At 46.7% G+C, this 17344-nt stretch carries 18 protein-coding genes; 8 read left to right on the top strand and 10 right to left on the bottom strand.

All coding sequences use genetic code 11. From position 1 onward, the window contains the following. From uxaC to ACTS60_RS16050, 4 genes are all read right to left on the bottom strand, one after another. Positions 1-1413 (bottom strand): glucuronate isomerase, encoded by a 1413-nt coding sequence (gene uxaC / locus ACTS60_RS16065; RefSeq protein ID WP_440889062.1) that lies wholly within the window; start codon positions 1411-1413, stop codon positions 1-3. A gap of 12 nt (positions 1414-1425) precedes the next feature. Continuing rightward, positions 1426-2889, bottom strand: a complete 1464-nt coding sequence (locus ACTS60_RS16060) for a mannitol dehydrogenase family protein (RefSeq protein ID WP_440889061.1) — start codon at positions 2887-2889, stop codon at positions 1426-1428. Between the two features lie 81 nt (positions 2890-2970). After that, positions 2971-4272: a TRAP transporter large permease gene (locus tag ACTS60_RS16055; RefSeq protein WP_009706640.1), complete on the bottom strand. Its 1302-nt coding sequence runs from the start codon at positions 4270-4272 to the stop codon at positions 2971-2973. Between the two features lie 11 nt (positions 4273-4283). After that, positions 4284-4799 (bottom strand): TRAP transporter small permease, encoded by a 516-nt coding sequence (locus ACTS60_RS16050; protein ID WP_274681909.1) that lies wholly within the window; start codon positions 4797-4799, stop codon positions 4284-4286. A 322-nt stretch (positions 4800-5121) separates the two neighbouring features. Between ACTS60_RS16050 and ACTS60_RS16045 the strand changes: the two genes are divergently transcribed. The 5 genes from ACTS60_RS16045 (at position 5122) to ACTS60_RS16025 (ending at position 10622) form a co-directional block, all read left to right on the top strand. Beyond that, the gene (locus ACTS60_RS16045) at positions 5122-6105 is read left to right on the top strand and encodes a TRAP transporter substrate-binding protein (RefSeq protein WP_440889060.1); all 984 of its coding nucleotides are present in this window, start codon (positions 5122-5124) and stop codon (positions 6103-6105) included. A 107-nt stretch (positions 6106-6212) separates the two neighbouring features. Beyond that, positions 6213-7004, top strand: coding sequence for an FCD domain-containing protein (locus tag ACTS60_RS16040; protein ID WP_440889059.1), 792 nt, complete (start codon positions 6213-6215; stop codon positions 7002-7004). Positions 7005-7133: 129 nt separating this feature from the next. Then, complete coding sequence (uxuA, locus tag ACTS60_RS16035) at positions 7134-8321, top strand: mannonate dehydratase (RefSeq protein WP_440889058.1); 1188 nt, start codon at positions 7134-7136, stop codon at positions 8319-8321. A gap of 364 nt (positions 8322-8685) precedes the next feature. Beyond that, a complete protein-coding gene (locus tag ACTS60_RS16030; protein ID WP_440889057.1) occupies positions 8686-9228 on the top strand; it encodes a peroxiredoxin-like family protein in 543 nt (180 codons plus the stop codon). Between the two features lie 155 nt (positions 9229-9383). Beyond that, the gene (locus tag ACTS60_RS16025; RefSeq protein ID WP_440889056.1) at positions 9384-10622 is read left to right on the top strand and encodes a DEAD/DEAH box helicase; all 1239 of its coding nucleotides are present in this window, start codon (positions 9384-9386) and stop codon (positions 10620-10622) included. A gap of 80 nt (positions 10623-10702) precedes the next feature. Here ACTS60_RS16025 and ompV read toward each other — a convergent pair whose 3' ends face one another. The 4 genes from ompV to ACTS60_RS16005 all read right to left on the bottom strand — a co-directional run bounded on the left by ompV (position 10703) and on the right by ACTS60_RS16005 (position 12965). Further along, positions 10703-11479 (bottom strand): outer membrane protein OmpV, encoded by a 777-nt coding sequence (ompV, locus tag ACTS60_RS16020; RefSeq protein ID WP_440889055.1) that lies wholly within the window; start codon positions 11477-11479, stop codon positions 10703-10705. A gap of 203 nt (positions 11480-11682) precedes the next feature. Beyond that, complete coding sequence (locus ACTS60_RS16015; protein ID WP_440889054.1) at positions 11683-11895, bottom strand: hypothetical protein; 213 nt, start codon at positions 11893-11895, stop codon at positions 11683-11685. A gap of 157 nt (positions 11896-12052) precedes the next feature. Next, the gene (locus tag ACTS60_RS16010; RefSeq protein ID WP_440889053.1) at positions 12053-12745 is read right to left on the bottom strand and encodes an MOSC domain-containing protein; all 693 of its coding nucleotides are present in this window, start codon (positions 12743-12745) and stop codon (positions 12053-12055) included. Positions 12746-12800: 55 nt separating this feature from the next. Further along, positions 12801-12965, bottom strand: coding sequence for a hypothetical protein (locus ACTS60_RS16005; RefSeq protein WP_440889052.1), 165 nt, complete (start codon positions 12963-12965; stop codon positions 12801-12803). An 84-nt stretch (positions 12966-13049) separates the two neighbouring features. On the opposite strand from ACTS60_RS16005, the gene ACTS60_RS16000 reads away from it, so the two are divergent. Then, positions 13050-13865: an AraC family transcriptional regulator gene (locus ACTS60_RS16000; protein ID WP_440889051.1), complete on the top strand. Its 816-nt coding sequence runs from the start codon at positions 13050-13052 to the stop codon at positions 13863-13865. A gap of 41 nt (positions 13866-13906) precedes the next feature. On the opposite strand, the gene ACTS60_RS15995 is transcribed toward ACTS60_RS16000, so the two are convergent. Further along, entirely contained in the window at positions 13907-14389 is a 483-nt protein-coding gene (locus ACTS60_RS15995) for an Lrp/AsnC family transcriptional regulator (protein ID WP_005450000.1), read from the bottom strand. A 120-nt stretch (positions 14390-14509) separates the two neighbouring features. On the opposite strand from ACTS60_RS15995, the gene ACTS60_RS15990 reads away from it, so the two are divergent. Next, positions 14510-15109, top strand: coding sequence for a LysE family translocator (locus ACTS60_RS15990; RefSeq protein WP_440889050.1), 600 nt, complete (start codon positions 14510-14512; stop codon positions 15107-15109). 264 nt (positions 15110-15373) lie between these two features. On the opposite strand, the gene ACTS60_RS15985 is transcribed toward ACTS60_RS15990, so the two are convergent. Next, positions 15374-16069 (bottom strand): VC0807 family protein, encoded by a 696-nt coding sequence (locus tag ACTS60_RS15985; RefSeq protein WP_440889049.1) that lies wholly within the window; start codon positions 16067-16069, stop codon positions 15374-15376. 523 nt (positions 16070-16592) lie between these two features. Between ACTS60_RS15985 and ACTS60_RS15980 the strand changes: the two genes are divergently transcribed. Further along, positions 16593-17132 (top strand): CAP domain-containing protein, encoded by a 540-nt coding sequence (locus tag ACTS60_RS15980; protein WP_440889048.1) that lies wholly within the window; start codon positions 16593-16595, stop codon positions 17130-17132. Positions 17133-17344 lie beyond the last annotated feature (212 nt).

The raw sequence follows: 17344 nt of genomic DNA, 5'->3' as shown, positions 1-17344 counted from the left end.
TTACGCCCTCTCTTCAAAGTAGCGTTTTGCGTTACCAAAACAGATGTCTTCGACCATAGGGCCAAGCAACGATAGGTCATTCGGAACTTCGCCGTTCTCTGCCCAACGACCGACCATGTCACACAAGATGCGGCGGAAGTATTCGTGACGAGTGTAAGACAAGAAGCTGCGCGAGTCGGTTAACATGCCGACGAATTGGCTGAGCAAACCAAGTTGAGAAAGCTGTTCCATTTGGCGTTGCATGCCGTCTTTCTGGTCGTTGAACCACCAGCCTGAACCAAACTGCACTTTGCCCGCGATGCCGCCACCTTGGAAGTTACCAATCATGGTCGCCATCATTTCGTTATCACGAGGGTTCAAACAGTAAAGAATGGTGCGAGGCAGCTCGTTGGTTTGGTCCATTTCATCTAACAGGTGTGCTAGTTCAAAAGCAAATGGGCGATCGCCAATCGAGTCAAAGCCAGCATCAGCACCTAGCAGTTGGAACATGCGTGTGCTGTTGTTGCGCTGTGCGCCAATATGTAGCTGCATTACCCAACCCAATTGCGCGTAGCGTTTACCGAGCCAAACTTGAACCGCGGTAGAGAACTGCGCACATTCAAGCTCTGACAGTACTTCGCCATTTAAACGACGAGCCAGCAACGCATCTAAATCAGCCTCGCTTGGGATCGGCGCGTAACGGACGATCTCAATACCGTGGTCTGCCGCACGACAGCCATGTGAATCAAAGTGTGCCAAACGTTTATCAAGCGCACTCAATAAATCATCAAAGCGGCGAATTTCAATGTCTGCTATTTTGCCCAATTTGTGCATGTAATCCGCAAACACGTCCAATTCAATCTTGAACGCTTTATCCGGACGCCAACTCGGCAGCACTTTAACGTTAAAGGTGTCGTCTTCTGCGATCGCTTTGTGGTGTTCTAGTGAATCGATAGGATCATCGGTCGTGCCCGCCATTACGACGTTCATTTGCTGCATGATGCCGCGAGCCGTAAATTCAGGGATCGCTAGTAGCTCATTGCATTGGTGCCAAATTTGATCAGCGGTGTCTGGGCTAAACAACGTATTGGTAATGCCGAATGGGCGACGCAGTTCTAGGTGCGTCCAGTGGTAAAGCGGGTTACCCAAGGTTTGAGGAACCGTCTTCGCCCACGCCATGTATTTGTCGTAATCGCTCGCGTCACCTGTAATCAAACGCTCTTCAATGCCTGCTGAGCGCATGCCACGCCATTTGTAGTGATCGCCTTCAAGCCAGATTTGACCCAAGTTATCGAACTGACGATTTTGCGCCACTTCCGCTGGGTTTAAGTGGCAGTGGTAATCGTAAATTGGCTGGTGGAACGCATATTCATGGTACAAGCGACGTGCAGTTTCATTTGAGAGTAAAAAGTCTTCACACAAGAAATTCTTCATCGTTAACTCCTATTACAGCGCAGCGACAGTGGCACGAGCACCGTTATCAATCAGCGATTGGTAAGCACTGCTCACCGCATCAATCACTTGTGGGTTTTGACCAAGCTCAGGTGGGAATATTGCTTCAACCGCGAGCAACGCAGGCACAACAGAAACGTTCAAGCCGTGTTGGTCGCAGATCTGACGTAGTGTCTCTGCCATTGGATCGCGAACATCAATGTCGTTGCCTTGCTCGTCCACGCCAGATACGTAGCGCATCCAACCTGCAATCGCTGTTGCCAACCATGAGAAGTTAGAACCTTGAGCAAGATGGAATCGTAAGCTGCCGCCCATGCGTTGTGGGATCTTCTGGCTGCCATCCATCGCGATTTGCCATGTTTTGTGTTTCAAGCTTGGGTTAGTGAAGCGCTCGATAAGCAGCTTGGCGTAGCCTTCTAAATCGGTGCCTTCTGGCATGGTCAGCGAAGGGGCTTGCGCTTGCATCATCATGTCGAATGCTGCTTTACGGTAGCCTTCATCTGTCATGGTGTCAGAGATGTGCGCGTAACCGCCAAGGTAACCTAGGTAGGCTAGGAACGAATGGCTACCATTTAGCATGCGCAGCTTCATTTCTTCGTAAGGCACAACGTCGGCAACAAATTCTGCGCCAGTCACGTTCCAATCCGGGCGACCTGCCACGAAGTTATCCTCGATAACCCATTGGCGGAATGGTTCACAAGCGATGCCACATGGATCTTCACAGCCAAGTAGCTCAGCGATTTCGGTCAGTGTCTCTTCGGTTGCTGCTGGCACAATGCGGTCAACCATGGTGCAAGGGAAGGTAACGTTGGTTTCAATCCAGTCGCGTAATTCAGGGTCAAGCAATTGAGCGAACTCAAGTACCGCAGCTTTTGCTACGTGACCGTTCTCTTGCACGTTATCGCAAGACATCACGGTAAATGGCGTCAGACCGCGTTCACGGCGCATCTTCAGTGCTTGCACGATGTAACCCAATGCTGATTTTGGCTCCGTTGGGTTGGCAAGGTCAGCAATGACTAGCGGGTTGTTTTTATCAAGCGTGCCCGTCGCTGGGTCAGCGCAGTAGCCTTTTTCGGTAATCGTCATTGAAACGATCGCCACTTGTGGCTCTGCCATTTTTTCTAGCACCGCTTGAATGCTGTCGAGGCTTGGGTGCAGTGACTCGGTGACTGAACCTATCACTTTTACTTCTGTCGATTCTGCACCTTTTTCTGCCACTGTGTAGAGGTGGTCTTGCGCGCGCAGTGATTGAATTAAGTCTTCACCGCCAAATAGGTTGATTTCGCAAATGCCCCAATCAGAACCCGTTTTGCTCAGCATCTCATTGGTGAATAAAGCTTGGTGCGCACGGTGGAAAGCACCGAAACCAAGGTGAACAATACGGCTTTTAAGCGTTGAGCGGTCGTAGTCCGGAAGCAGAACGTAGTGATTCAGAGTGGAATTCGAAATAGTCTTCATTTTGGTATCCCTTCTCCCGCAGGCGAACCTGCGGGATGGTGTATTTTAATAATTCGTAATCTAAAACTTATAACCCAGCGCTTAGTAGCCAAGAACAAGGTTAGGCAAGAACAGGCTTAGCTGAGGAATAAAGGTCACGGCCATTAGTGCTGCAATCAGTGCAACGTAGAATGGAAGTAGAGGCTTAATCACTTTGTCGATGGCAACGTTCGCCACAGAACAACCGATGAACAACGCACTACCTACTGGTGGGGTACAGATACCGATAGCCAAGTTGAAGGTCATCATGATGCCGAAGTGCACTGGGTCAATACCCATATCTAGTGCGATTGGCAGGAAGATAGGCGTAAAGATAAGTACCGCTGGTGTCATATCCATGAAGATACCGACAATCAACAGAATGACGTTGATGATCAATAGAATCATCATTGGGTTGTCAGAGATAGCAAGTAGGGCATCTGCAATCATGTAAGGGATGTCGGCGTTCGCCATCGCCCAAGACATGCCCATTGATGCGCCAACCAGTAGCAATACGATAGAAGTGGTGACCGCAGACTCTAGGATGATCTTTGGAATGTCACGCCATTTCACTTCGCGGTAAATCAGCACCGCAAGCACAAAGGTATAAACCACGGCGATAGCTGATGCTTCTGTTGCTGTAAAGATACCGCCAATGATGCCACCCATGATGATCACAATCAGTGCTAGAGACGGGGCCGCTTTCAAGAAGGTATTCCAAACCATTGCAAGAGACGGACGCGCTGCCACAGGGTAGCCACGACGTTTTGCAATGATACCTGCCACCACCATGATGCTTAGACCCATCAAGATGCCAGGAATGTAGCCCGCTAGGAACAATGCCGCAATAGACGTACCGCCAGACACCAATGAGAACACGATCAAAGTGTTACTTGGCGGAATCAACAAACCAGATGGGCAAGAAGTGATGTTCACTGCCGCAGAGAAGTTCTCATCGTAGCCGTCTTTCTTTTGCAGTGGAGACATAGTACCGCCAACCGCTGCTGCAGACGCAACCGCTGAGCCAGAAATAGAGCCAAACATCATGTTCGCCATCACGTTTACGTGCGCTAGAGAACCAGGAAGACGACCACCTAACACTTTAGCAAAGTTAATCAGGCGCAGTGCGATACCGCCTTGGTTCATGATGTTACCCGCCAAGATAAAGAACGGGATTGCCAGTAGAGCAAAGTTATCAAGGCCTGCCGCCATACGCTGCGCCACAACGGCGATAGCTGGTTCTAACGGTAAGCTCATTAAAATAGTGGCTAGCGATGACAAGCCGATAGCGAAAGAAACTGGTACGCCAATAGTCAATAAGACTGCAAAGCTACCGAACAGGGTGAGAATTAATTGCCATTCCATTGTGGAACCCTCTATTGATCAAGCTGGGTGTCGGTGAGTAGGGCTTCACCAGACGTCAATTGTTTGATGCGGTCGAAAGCAAATACCGCAGAGTAGAAGATCATCAGTGCACCGCTGATTGGAAGGCAGAAGTAGATGTAGCCCATTTCCAAGCCCAGTGCCGGCGTTAGCTGACCCATAGACAGTGTTTTCAGTGCCAGTTGAGTACCGCCGTGAACCAACACCACGTAAGAGAACAGTGCGATGGCGATTTGGATGATGATTTCATTGATGAGTTTGCGTTTGCCTTGCAGTTTCATCGTCAATAAGTCGATAGCAAGGTGACGTTTAAGGCCAGTGGTGTAAGCAGCACCAATAAGGGCAACCCACATAAACAGATAACGAGCAAGCTCATCGGTCACGGTACTTGGTCTACCAATAACGTAACGAGATAGCACTTGCCAGACCACGCAAAAAACGAGGAAGGTCGACAGAGAGACAGTAAAGGCGGCCAACCCTCTATTTATGTATTTGACCAATTTATTCATTTTAGTTTCCTTTCAGTAAATACGCGTATCTCATAACAATTGGTTTACCAATGTAAGGATGTGTTTCTGTGTAGGGCAGCAACATACGCTAATCTTTCTGGTCGGATTATAAGTTAGCCGATTTGGTTGTCACGTGAGCGGGTTTACAAATGGATTGGTTGACCAATTTAACGATTGCTATTGTGATTTTGGTCAATCAATTTACATTTTTGTTTTGACGATGGCTTTTTTGATCGCCAATAATGGCCTCGAAACAAGAAATACCGTTAAAAAATTAAAACTACCCTACATATTGGACAACCAATCCAAGGAGAATAGAACAATGATGACGCGTAAGACTCTTCTATGCGCTGTAGTAGGTGCTGCAATGACCTTCGGCGCCACTGCTTCTGCTTATGCTGCGACCACTTTGAAACTGAGTCACAACCACCCTCGTGACCATGCGGTACATAAAGCAATGGACTTTATGGCAAAAGAAGTGCGTGAAATGACAGACGGTGAAGTTCGTATTCGTATTTACCCTGATGCACAACTAGGTACACAGCGTGAATCGATGGAGCTGATGCAAAACGGCGCTCTAGATATGGTGAAGAGTAACGCGGCAGAATTGGAAGCTTTCTCCCCAGCTTACGCAGCATTTAACATGCCTTACTTGTTCCGCGATAAAGACCACTACTACAAAGTGACAGACGGTGAAGTAGGTCGTGAAATCCTCAACTCTTCGGCAGACAGCGGTTTTATTGGTGTGACTTACTACGACGCAGGCGCTCGTAGCTTCTACACCAACAAACCAATCAATACACCAGAAGATCTAAAAGGTCTGAAAGTGCGCGTACAGCCGAGTCCATCAGCGATTGCGATGGTGAAAGCGCTTGGCGGTAACCCAACACCACTGGCATATGGTGAGCTATACACGGCATTGCAACAAGGAGTTGTGGATGCTGCGGAAAATAACATCCCATCGTTTAGCTTGAGCCGTCACAGCGAAGTCGCAAAATACTTCAGTCTAGATGAACACACTATGGTTCCGGACGTTTTGGTTATCTCAACTAAGACCTACGATAAGCTAACACCAGAGCAGCAAGAAGCACTGATGAAAGCAGCGGCAGATTCTTCAGAATACATGAAGAAACTATGGGCAGAGTCAGAAGCAAAAGAGCGCAAGAAAGCAGAGAAGATGGGCGTGACTTTTGTTGAACCAAACAAAGCGGCATTTGCTGAAGCGGTTCAACCAATGTATGCGGACCTAGAAAAGACAAATCCTGAATTAAATGAACTGGTTGAGAAGATCAAATCGGTTAAGTAATTCACAAATTAATTAGTAATAAACAATCGAAAATTAGGTGTTACCACATTCTGGTACATAGAGGTTGACCAATTGTTATTGGTCGTTATGATGGCGTGAGAAGTTAGATGGAATATAGTGATAATATCATCATGATGCCTTTTGAACCGAAAAGACCGTATCAAGAGATCGGTTTAGTCCTTAGACAAGAACTTATCAATGGCCGTTACGTGGTCGGAGATAGGCTGCCGCCTGAGCGCGATATTGCAGAACGTCTCGACGTTAGCCGCACAGTAGTGCGTGAAGCGATCATCATGCTGGAGTTGGAAAACCTTGTCGAAGTGAAGAAAGGTTCTGGGGTGTATGTCATCAATATTCCATCTCAACCGAACTCCCGTGAGAACGTGATCAGCGATGATGCTGGTCCGTTTGAAATGCTCCAAGCTCGCCAGTTGCTTGAAAGTAACATTGCTGAATTTGCAGCGATGCAAGTAACGCCGGGCGACATCGTGAAAATGCGCGCAGCCCTTGAGTTAGAACGAGAAGAACTCGCCAGTGGCACCGCAGATTGTAACGGTGATGAGAAGTTTCATATGTGCATCGCAGAGGCAACTCAAAACTCTGTGCTGGTGGACATGCTGAAGCAATCTTGGGAGCGACGCGAGAGCAGCCCAATGTGGAAGAAACTACACTCTCACATTGCTGGTCAAGACTACCGTGAAGAGTGGTTAGACGATCACGCTAAAATCCTCGCCGCATTGCAGCGTAAAGATCCTATCGCTGCGAAAAATGCCATGTGGCAACACCTTGAAAACGTTAAACAGCGCCTGTTGGAGCTGTCTGACATCGATGACCCAGATTTTGATGGTTACTTATTCAGCTCCAACCCTGTTGTTCTGCAGGGCGCTGAAAACGGTTAACCACATTGCCGGCTTCGGTCGGCTCTAGTCAGCGCAGCTGCATTGTCGTGGCTGCATATTAAGAAGTCGTTGTGCACTTAGCTTGAATAATTCGAGCGGGCTGAGTGCGTCTTAAAAAAGGTGAGTGTCATGGAACAAACTTGGCGTTGGTACGGTCCGAATGACCCCGTGTCGCTAGACGATATTCGTCAAGCAGGCGCAACAGGCATTGTGAATGCCTTGCACCACATCCCAAACGGTGAAGTGTGGTCGAAAGAAGAGATTTTAAAACGTAAAGCCATTATCGAAGAGAAAGGTTTAACGTGGTCGGTGGTTGAAAGTGTTCCTGTTCACGAAGAAATCAAAACTCAGACAGGCAACTTCCAACAATGGATAGACAACTACAAACAAACGCTGCGTAATCTTGCAGAATGTGGCGTAGATACGGTCTGCTACAACTTCATGCCAGTACTCGACTGGACGCGTACCGACCTAGAATTTGAAATGCCGGATGGTTCTAAAGCATTGCGCTTTGACCAAATCGCTTTTGCGGCATTTGAGCTACACATTCTTAAACGTCCGGGCGCCGCAGCGGATTACACCGAAGCAGAACAAGCGCAGGCGCTGGAATACTTTAACAACATGACGGCGGAGCAAATCCAGCAACTGACAAGTAACATTATTGCTGGTCTGCCGGGTGCAGAAGAAGGCTACACGTTAGAAGAGTTCCAAGCACAATTGGATCGCTACGCAGGCATCAGTAAAGACAAGTTGCGTGAGCACATGGCGCATTTCTTGGCAGAGCTCATGCCAGTATGTGAAGCGCATGGCTTGAAGCTTGCTGTGCACCCAGACGATCCACCGCGCCCAATTCTTGGCTTGCCGCGTATTGTTTCAACCATCGAAGACATTGATTGGTTGACCGAAAAAGTACCAAGCAAAATGAACGGTTTAACCATGTGTACGGGCTCTTACGGTGTGCGTGGTGACAACGACCTAGTTAAGATGATCAAAAAGCATGGCGATCGTGTTTACTTCACTCACTTGCGTTCAACCAAGCGTGAAGAAAGCAACCCAATGACATTCCACGAAGCGGCGCACCTTGATGGCGATGTGGATATGTACAATGTGGTGATGGCGATTCTGGATGAAGAACAACGCCGCGCAGAAGTAGGCGATAATCGTTTAATTCCAATGCGCCCTGACCATGGTCACCAAATGTTGGATGACTTGAAGAAGAAGACCAACCCAGGCTACTCAGCCATTGGCCGCTTGAAGGGCCTTGCTGAAGTTCGTGGTCTAGAAATGGCATTAAAACGCGCGTTCTACACAAAGTAACGATTTACAATGTAAAACACCTTCAAAAGCGTAGAGTCTCGGCTCTGCGCTTTTTTGTTTTAACCATTCCAAATAAGAATAGATGCTAGTCATTTTCGTTGCTTTTAGTCGTTGGTGTTTGACTTTAATATACTTTCAAAGCCAAGAGGTGAATTTGTATGACGGTGTTATCAGTGTTGTTATTACCAGCTTTTATCGGCGCTAGCTTGGTGAAAGTAATCGTTTGATGCAGGCTCTGAATAGATTCAGATTTATCTCCGGTCTGTTTATTTGGGCATGACATGTGAGGGCGTAAAAGCTCTCTACTCCAACCCATGTCATGCTCTTTTAATCTTAAATAATGTGAAACTAAAAGGGCTAAGTAATGACAACAAGTAAATTTACAGCGGGTGATTTGTTTCCTTCAATCTCTTTGCCAACAGTTAATGGTGGCAGCATCGAGTTAGGTCAGCCTTCTGGCAAAGCAGATTGGCGCCTGGTGGTGGTTTATCGAGGTAAACACTGCCCATTGTGCACTCGTTACCTAAATGAACTGGAAGCGCTAAAAGCTCAGTTCTTACAAGTTGGTGTTGATATCGTAGCGGTCTCGGCGGACAGTGAGGAGCAAGTTACTCAACACATGGATAAACTAAACGTCACGTATCCAATCGCTTATGGTCTGACAGTTGCTCAGATGCAAACACTTGGCTTGTATATTTCTGAGCCTCGCTCTGACAAAGAAACAGACCATTTGTTCGCAGAACCTGGTTTGTTTGTTGTTAATGATCAAGGTCGAGTACAGATCATTGATATATCAAACGGCCCATTTGTTCGTCCAGAACTGAATGTTTTGCTGTCTGGTTTGGCGTTTATTCGTAATCCGGAGAATAACTATCCGATTCGTGGTACTTATCAGCTTCATTCTTAAGTCTTGCATTATGCTTGAGGTTGAACCTCCTCAATGAGTGACTTGCTTTAAAATAAGATGGCTCACTAGCGAGGTTGTGGTAAAGTCCGCGCCTGCGATTTACTGCATCTATATTGTTTTACTGCCTCTTCAACCAAAAGCACAAGGTTAAGCTAATGCCATTTTCTACTCTCTCTTTGAGTTCTGAGCTGATTCACGCACTGCCAAAAGACTTTAAGAAGCCAACTGATATTCAGGCTTTGGCTATTCCTGAGCTACTCAGTGGTAAAGACGTATTGGCATTAGCGAACACGGGCAGCGGCAAAACCCTTGCTTATGGTTTGCCTTTGTTGGAAAAGCTAAGTGTAAATCCAGAGCAAAAAGCGCTGATTCTAGTACCAACGCGAGAGCTGGCGACACAAGTGAGCGAGGCGATCAACCAAGTTGGTCAAGCTATTGGTCTCAACGCAGTTTGTTTGTGTGGTGGCGTGGATAAAGAGACGCAACTACAAGCACTTGCGGCAAACCCTCAAATTCTTGTGGCGACAACAGGTCGTTTAATTGATCTGGCGAACAACGGTTTGGACCTGAGTAATATCCATTACCTAGTGTTGGATGAAGCGGATCGCTTGTTGGATATGGGCTTTTGGCCTGACGTGCAAAATATTGCAGGGCAGGTTTCAAACCCGCGCCAAACCGCGATGTTCTCAGCAACGTTTTCTGATGAGTTGAAGGGCAAAGTCAAGCAGCTTATGCACGCACCAAAACAGGTAGCAGCGCATCAAGAAAACAGCACCAATCAAGATATTGCCGAAACGCTGTATCTCGTCAATAAAGGCAGTAAAACCAAAGCCTTGATTGAACTGATCAAGCAAAATGCGTGGACACAGGTATTGGTATTTATTGGCGCGAAAGAGAATGCAGATGGTTTAGCGAAGAAGTTGAACAAAGCTGGAATCACAACCAATGCGCTGCACGGTAATAAGAGCCAAGCAGAGCGAGAAGACGCGCTAGCGCAGTTTAAATCTGGGCAAGCACAGGTGCTAATTGCCACCGATCTATTAGCCCGTGGTATTCACATCGAGCAACTACCAGTAGTGATTAACTTTGAGTTGCCAATGCACGCAGAGACTTACGTTCACCGAGTTGGACGTACCGCCCGTGCAGGCGAGCAAGGTGTTGCAATGTCGCTAGTCTGCCATGGAGAAGCCGAAGCGCTTACCGCGATTCGTAACCTGACTCAACGTGAATTGCCAACGCAAGATCTTGAGGGTTTCCCAGTAACGGATAAGCCTTCAACAGGCGAAAGCAAACGCGCCCCACGTGATAAAAAAGCCAATCGCCGAACCAATGCCAAAAAGAGCATTAAGCAGTTCCAAGGCAAGCCGAAACGCCAAGCGCCTAAAGCGAAATGAACAAAACCAAATAAACAAAAAGCCATCGTAATGATGGCTTTTTAATTAAATGGAGTGAGTGTCTAAATAGGGGGTAGTGCTTAGAAGTTGTAAGAAACTGTCGCGCCTACTGCCCATTGGTTTGCACTGTCTACGATAGAAGAATCGCTGATGCCACTACCTAGGCGAGTGTATTGTGATACTTGGTTGATTTGCCAGTGCTCAGTGATTGGCACTACCAGTTTGTAACCTAAACCGTAGTTTACGGTTGCGTCGCCTTTGTACGCTTTGCGGTTTGCACGTGCTTCTTTGTCTGTTACGCCGAAGTAGTAATCAACGTAATCTTTGCTTTGGTAGGACACACTCGCAAATGGTACTAAATCAACATTACCGATATTCATGATATGGAAGTAAGTCGCCCCACCTTGGAAGCCTTTGTAAGCGCCTGATACATCATGTTGTAGGTAAGTTGAAACCACGTTGTTTGGATCAAGTCTGAAATCTGCGTTCAAACCTAGATCGATCGCGATATCACGTCGTTTAGTACCTTTTAGGCTTTTCGCTACATCGCTATCACGAGGTACACCGCTACCTACCACGTAAGCACTCATGTTCATTAGTTCATCGTTGTTTCCAAGGAAACGGTAGTTGATACCACCTAAATCTGCGTTGAAGTCTTCACCGTGGTAGCCACCGTTTAGGACTGGTGCAGTGTTGTGTTTTTGGTCTTTGAAAAGATCGCTCGCGTGTACCACGCCAGCTTCAACCATCCAGCCGCCTTCATTGTTGTAGATGTTACCGTTACGAATGTAAGTGTCACCTGCAGTCGCTGTACCTGCTGTAGTTAGCGTTAATAATGCGATAAGTGTTTTGTTCATTATTCTGTCCTAATTATTTAATTTTGAACAGTGTACAAAACGGGTGTGTAACCCTCTATCAGTAGAGCGTATGGAAGTGTCATGATGGTGTATGACTGAAGAATGCAATGGTGAAGATAATAGGAATGAATGGAGCTTCAAAATAAGAAAAACCATGCCCACAATAATTGAGGGCATGGTGACAAGTTTGGCTATTGTTTTGATTAAATAGTTTTCTTACGGCAAAGAAACGTCATAACTTTCCCTTGCTTCCACATCATAACGCCTGTGATAGCAACAACAGGAACAAGCACAAATAACGTTAAGGTCATGAACAACTCGTTTGCCTTCAGCGGTGAATAAAGTGCAACGCCCACCAACAGAGCACAGAAAATATGTGTCCATCTTAAAACCAATCTTACTAACTGCCCGCTCATCGCCTTTCTCCTTTGCTTTGTTTTAATACACGATACAGAGCAAAGTAACGAAGGTTTTGACTATGAGATAAAGCTCCTCATAGCGGCATAAATGAACGTATATAGTGATGAATGGTTAATTATTCTCTTGTTGATGACTTTAGGGGAGTTCTTAAAACTACTTAGTCGTTGGACCAACCAAACGCATTTCCCAATCTTCGACTTCACCCGTTTCCAAGCGACGTTCTACAAGCTTGCCCCAAGATTCAACCAATGGAAGTTCCGCCAGTTGGCTTAGCTCTGTTTTATCTAGGCAACCAGTAAACACAGCGCCCATGATGCGAGCCAATGACCAGTCTGGATAGGGTCTTTCGCACAGAATAATCTCGTCACCAGCGCCGATATCGCCCTCTTGTAGCACTCGGAAGTACCAGCCTGTTCGAAGCGTGTCTTGCAGTCTTCTCGCCATGTCGTTTTGCTCGAAGCGGACGTTGAGTTTCCAGCAAGGCATGCGACCTTGGGATACTTCCAATAAGGTTGTGCCGATTCGGATTTTATCTTTCAGGCAAATGGACGCTTCTGTTACGCCGCTTGAGCTTAAGTTCTCACCGAACGCGCCAGCTGACTGGAAAATCGCTTTATCGCCCAACTCTTGTTGCCAAACCGAATAGTGCTCGCTTGGGTAAATATGAAGGGCTTTTTGAATCCCACCATGAAAGCGCGGATCGCCTTGTTCATCATTGGTAAAACCCAGCTCTGTTGCATGCTGACGCTGCGGCAGAACCTGTTTGTTAATCGCACTTTTCGCACCATGTGCAAAAGCAACGGTTTTACCTGCTAATACGCTGTTAACTACGCCTAATTTCTTCATATTCTTTCCTTATCGCCTGAAACTGATTTGCCAAACGGTGTGAGACAAAACCACGTTATCGTTCGCCCAATGATTTGAATACCGGGATCGCTGCCAGTAGTTCAATGCGCTTTTCTGTGCTTTTTAAGTAGCGTGTTTCGCATTTGTCTTGGTTGATGTTATCAATATCGACTTTGAATAAGAGTTGGTTTTCTTTGGATATTTCAACTTGATATCGCATACGTCGCACCTCACTGCTTCATTCACTTTGCCGAGCATGATAGCCTAGTGAACTTGTGTCAGAGTAGGGATGTAAGGACAGTTAATGATGCCAACCCGCCAAATCGATTCTCACTCCGGTGTTATGACCTCCAATGAGATGATGGCTGCCAATCCTCACTCACCAGCACTGGTTAAGACCATCGACATGCCCAAAGGTTACATTGACGCGATGCACCAACACACGTGGCATCAAGTCATCTTCCCGCTCAAAGGGCTATTGCAAACCAAAACCGATCATTACCAGCACCTTGTGCCCCATACTTCTGCGCTGTTTGTGCCTGCGGGTATTCAACATGAATCCATCGCGCTAAGCCATACGACATTTGTAGGTATCTATCTGAACCCTAAGTTCGGTACTGAGTATGAGCATCAAGTTAGAACCATCACTCTCACGCCGTTCTTGAACGAGCTGCTACAGGAAATACGCCGCCAATGTAAAGGGGTCGTGAGTGATGAGGAAGTATCGCGCTTGCTTGGCGTACTCCACGATCAAATCATGAGAGACAACGTGCAGACCTTTCAGTTACTGCTGCCAGAAGACAGGCGATTAAAGCTGATATTCGAAGCGCTGACCGACACGCCAGCATTGGATTGGTCACTCAAACAGTGGGGAGAGAAAGTCGGTGCATCCGAGCGAACATTGTCGCGCCTGTTCTCCAAAGAGTTCAACACCTCGTTTCAACTTTGGCGGCAGCAAATTCGGCTGATTTATTCGCTGTCTTTGCTAGACGAGGAGCTCTCTATCCAAAACATTGCCGATCACGTGGGGTATCAAAACGACTCGTCATACATCAAAGCGTTTAAAGCCTATTTTGATGTCACCCCACAGCAGTTTCGCGTTCATGGTCGACGGGGATAGCGAGTGCAATCTTGTCTACAGCATCAATCTCGTCCATCACACTACTCTAACGGCAACTGGAAAGTACTCTTAATTTCCTTTACGGATACGTTGGATTGAATAGCACTGATGCCTTTCACACGGCGAATCGCACTGATGCGGTCAAAGTATTCGTCTAAGTCTCGAGCCACCACTTGAACCATATAATCTGCGCTGCCAGCAATGCAGTGACACATTAAGATCCAATCGGTTTCTGCGACAAAGTCTTCAAAAGGCGTGGTGTTTTCTACTTCATGGCTGCCGAGGGTAACTAGCGTAAAACCAGAGACTTGGAAACCGAGTTTTTTACGGTTCAGCTTTGCAGCGTAACCCTCAATGTAACCTTCCTCTTCCATTTTCTTCCAGCGTCGCCAGCAGGGTGTTTCACTCAGGTTGACGGTCTCGGCAAGCTTAGAATTGCTCATGCGACCATCTTTCTGAATATGGTCAAGGATGGCGAAATCAGTACTATCCAATTCAAAGTTGGTGGATTCTTTCTTTTTCATGGTCACTCTGGAAATAGTCTGCTCAAATTGGCTTTTATCGTAGCGCAGATAGCAATTTTCTTTCTACCCAAATCTTTAGACTGTTCCCATATTCGTTGATTACTTTTTGGGAGAGAGTGCATGAGTGCTCAATTGTTGGCGGCATTTTTGTTGTTTGCCGTTTATATTTCTTTAACGCCGGGAGCAGGTAACGTCGCGCTGTTAGGTATTTCAAGCCGATATGGGTTTTCTGCGACTGTGCCGTTTGTATTGGGCAACGCAGTCGGGGTGATCATCATGTTGGTTGGTGCAAGTGTGGGGCTTGTCAGTTTGTTTACCCTTTACCCAGATTTGTACACGGCGTTGAAGTGGATTGGTGCAGCCTACCTGCTGTATCTCGCATGGTCGATTGCCACAATGGAACTCGACAATGATTCGAATGCGAAAAAGTCCGGCTTTTTATCTGGCGTTTGGGTGCAAATTCTCAATCCGAAAAGTTGGGTTGCCTCGCTAACGGTGTTCTCTCAATTTATCTCGCCAAACAATGATTACCTAACTCAAGTGGTGATCATCATTAGCGTGATGGTGGGAACCGGTGTGCTGGGGATGTTTGCGTGGGCGTACTTTGGCACCGTATTGAACCGCTTTATTCAGTCACCACAAAAGGTGGTGTGGGTAAACCGATGCATGGGCAGCAGCCTCGCATTAGTGGTGGTGTTTATGCTCAGTCAGCCTGTTTAGGTTAAAGGTGCCTTTTGAGCGAGCGTGGCTATGATTTAATTGGCCTGAATGGGCAGCGACACAGACCAAAGAACGCGGCATTTATTGAATGGTTAGATAGAGGGGCAACTACCTCAAAGTGAATAAGAGCGTGATATCACTTTAGTCGGCTAAGGTCTCTCTTGAGGCTCAGAAACGCACACTCGTTATCAGGTTTAAAAACAAAACCCCGATGCTTGGTCGCCAAGCATCGGGGTCTTTTATCTTCGTACCGCTAAGTAATGATTACTTGGTATGGAAAATCTGCTCAGTTTCTAGTGACGTCATCGCGCGAACTTGACGCCAGATGTAGTAAAAAATGCCAAACATCATCAACATACTTGGGATGGCAATCATCGGGTAACTGTAAAGTGTCAGTTTACCCAATTCTTCATTGAACGCCGCTGTACCTGCTGGGCTGGTAACAATCCACGTCGCTAGGAAGTAGTTCATCGCTGATGAGAAGGCAAACGTACTTGCGAATAGGTAGTTCGAAGACATTAAGCAGCGCTCAAATGCTTGAGTTTTGCCATTTTGCTCCAAGCGCTCGTGGATAAGCGGTAGATTTAAAACCGTATCGTTCAATAGCATCTTCTGCATTAACGGGTAGCGCGTAAAGGTTGAGCCTAATACTGCAATACCAATCAAACCTGGAATTAAGGCTTCTTTCAGCGCTAACCAACGAGTGTCTAGCTCTAATAGGCCAATACCACCAGTCAAAAGCACGCTGATGAAACCTAGCGCGGAAATGAAGTTGAATTTCTTGTTGCGGATAAGATCCATGCCGCCGTAAACCACTGGGAACAGCAGAGCGACAACTAATGCCATGGCTGTGCCTAGGTGCTCTTCACCGCTGAACTTCATCAGGATAAATGAAGGGATGATGACGTTAAACAGGATTTCGACTAATGGATTCGACTTTTTCGCCGTGGTGTTACTCATAATTTTACTGACTCTACTTATGTCGGCTTCAATATTACTTTGGGGGAAGTGTTCTACTCCTCGCGCCAGATGTAAAGCCCTAAAGGTCCGAGTTGTGTAACGACTTATGAAATGAAGGGAAATTTACCTCATTTAAATATATCGAATGACGACGGCTAAATATGAATGGAGAACACTATGAATTAGAGGAAGTTTGCGTAACGTATTTTTGATTAGTGCCTGAAAAAGAAAAGGTTTTCACCAAATAAAAGATAAGCCAAACCATCATTCATGTATCGCTGGAGTTGCGATTTATTGAGGACTAATACCAGAAAGGTAATGTTTTGTGAGTCAGGTAAGTTTTGCCTCTCAGGAAAGGTGAAACCAGTTTGAGAATCAATCGAATGTGGGCTATGAAAGCGTAGCGTGAGCATTTGGTTAAAACACCTTGCACCATATGGCGCTTTTATTGGTTTTTGTTAGCTTATTGGACTTAGTTATCGAAAGCGTGTTTCGCTTTTCGTCATACAGATAAGGACAGACAATGCCAACAAAGATTTTAGTGCCAGCATTGGCGCTACTTCTCAGCGCATGTGGTGGCGACGGAGAGTCGTCAGCATCCGCGAATAGCGGCTCACAACCCTCTGATACACCATCAACAGCATCCACCTTTGCTGAGCAGATGCTTGCCGCAGTCAACGACGCTCGCTCTAAAACCCAGCAATGTGGCTCAAAAACAATGCCTCCCGTTGGAGTTCTGACTTGGAGTTACGATTTAGAAAGTGCTGCGTATGGGCACTCTAGCGATATGGCAAACAGTGATTTTATGAGCCATACCGGCTCGGATGGCAGTACTCTTTCCAGCCGAGTCAATGCCACGGGTTATGCTTGGAGCAGGCTGGGGGAGAACGTCGCAGCTGGGCAAAGCTCAATCAATGCGGTAATGAACGCTTGGTTATCAAGTGAAGGGCACTGCCTTAATATCATGAACGCCGACTTCGACCAGATGGGGGCATCTATGGTGGAGAACCAATCGGCGAGCTATCGTTATTACTGGACCCAAGTCTTCGCCAAGCAGCGTTGATCGCTTTCTAATACATTAACTAGGGCGGCGGTTTTGATCGCCCTATCTTTATCCAGATGAAGAAGCAAATTGCAGCTCTTTTGTACAAGCCTTTGATAACGGTCTAAATTGAATGGATGACGAATGTGGACCTGGCCGACTCCCTGCTAGTCACTTGTTATAGGTCATTCCATTAAAGAGTACCAATCTGGCCAATGCATGTTACATTTATT

It is taken from the genome of Vibrio sp. WZ-1 (genome assembly GCF_052037695.1).
Lineage (GTDB): Bacteria > Pseudomonadota > Gammaproteobacteria > Enterobacterales > Vibrionaceae > Vibrio.
This window is presented reverse-complemented; position numbering and strand designations above follow the sequence as displayed.

Bases quoted from the DNA above. Each gene is read 5' to 3' on its own strand.
- uxaC (WP_440889062.1), bottom strand. From the start codon at position 1,413: ATGAAGAATTTCTTGTGTGAAGACTTTTTACTCTCAAATGAAACTGCA.
- ACTS60_RS16060 (WP_440889061.1), bottom strand. From the start codon at position 2,889: ATGAAGACTATTTCGAATTCCACTCTGAATCACTACGTTCTGCTTCCG.
- ACTS60_RS16055 (WP_009706640.1), bottom strand. From the start codon at position 4,272: ATGGAATGGCAATTAATTCTCACCCTGTTCGGTAGCTTTGCAGTCTTA.
- ACTS60_RS16050 (WP_274681909.1), bottom strand. From the start codon at position 4,799: ATGAATAAATTGGTCAAATACATAAATAGAGGGTTGGCCGCCTTTACT.
- ACTS60_RS16045 (WP_440889060.1), top strand. From the start codon at position 5,122: ATGATGACGCGTAAGACTCTTCTATGCGCTGTAGTAGGTGCTGCAATG.
- ACTS60_RS16040 (WP_440889059.1), top strand. From the start codon at position 6,213: ATGGAATATAGTGATAATATCATCATGATGCCTTTTGAACCGAAAAGA.
- uxuA (WP_440889058.1), top strand. From the start codon at position 7,134: ATGGAACAAACTTGGCGTTGGTACGGTCCGAATGACCCCGTGTCGCTA.
- ACTS60_RS16030 (WP_440889057.1), top strand. From the start codon at position 8,686: ATGACAACAAGTAAATTTACAGCGGGTGATTTGTTTCCTTCAATCTCT.
- ACTS60_RS16025 (WP_440889056.1), top strand. From the start codon at position 9,384: ATGCCATTTTCTACTCTCTCTTTGAGTTCTGAGCTGATTCACGCACTG.
- ompV (WP_440889055.1), bottom strand. From the start codon at position 11,479: ATGAACAAAACACTTATCGCATTATTAACGCTAACTACAGCAGGTACA.
- ACTS60_RS16015 (WP_440889054.1), bottom strand. From the start codon at position 11,895: ATGAGCGGGCAGTTAGTAAGATTGGTTTTAAGATGGACACATATTTTC.
- ACTS60_RS16010 (WP_440889053.1), bottom strand. From the start codon at position 12,745: ATGAAGAAATTAGGCGTAGTTAACAGCGTATTAGCAGGTAAAACCGTT.
- ACTS60_RS16005 (WP_440889052.1), bottom strand. From the start codon at position 12,965: ATGCGATATCAAGTTGAAATATCCAAAGAAAACCAACTCTTATTCAAA.
- ACTS60_RS16000 (WP_440889051.1), top strand. From the start codon at position 13,050: ATGATGCCAACCCGCCAAATCGATTCTCACTCCGGTGTTATGACCTCC.
- ACTS60_RS15995 (WP_005450000.1), bottom strand. From the start codon at position 14,389: ATGAAAAAGAAAGAATCCACCAACTTTGAATTGGATAGTACTGATTTC.
- ACTS60_RS15990 (WP_440889050.1), top strand. From the start codon at position 14,510: ATGAGTGCTCAATTGTTGGCGGCATTTTTGTTGTTTGCCGTTTATATT.
- ACTS60_RS15985 (WP_440889049.1), bottom strand. From the start codon at position 16,069: ATGAGTAACACCACGGCGAAAAAGTCGAATCCATTAGTCGAAATCCTG.
- ACTS60_RS15980 (WP_440889048.1), top strand. From the start codon at position 16,593: ATGCCAACAAAGATTTTAGTGCCAGCATTGGCGCTACTTCTCAGCGCA.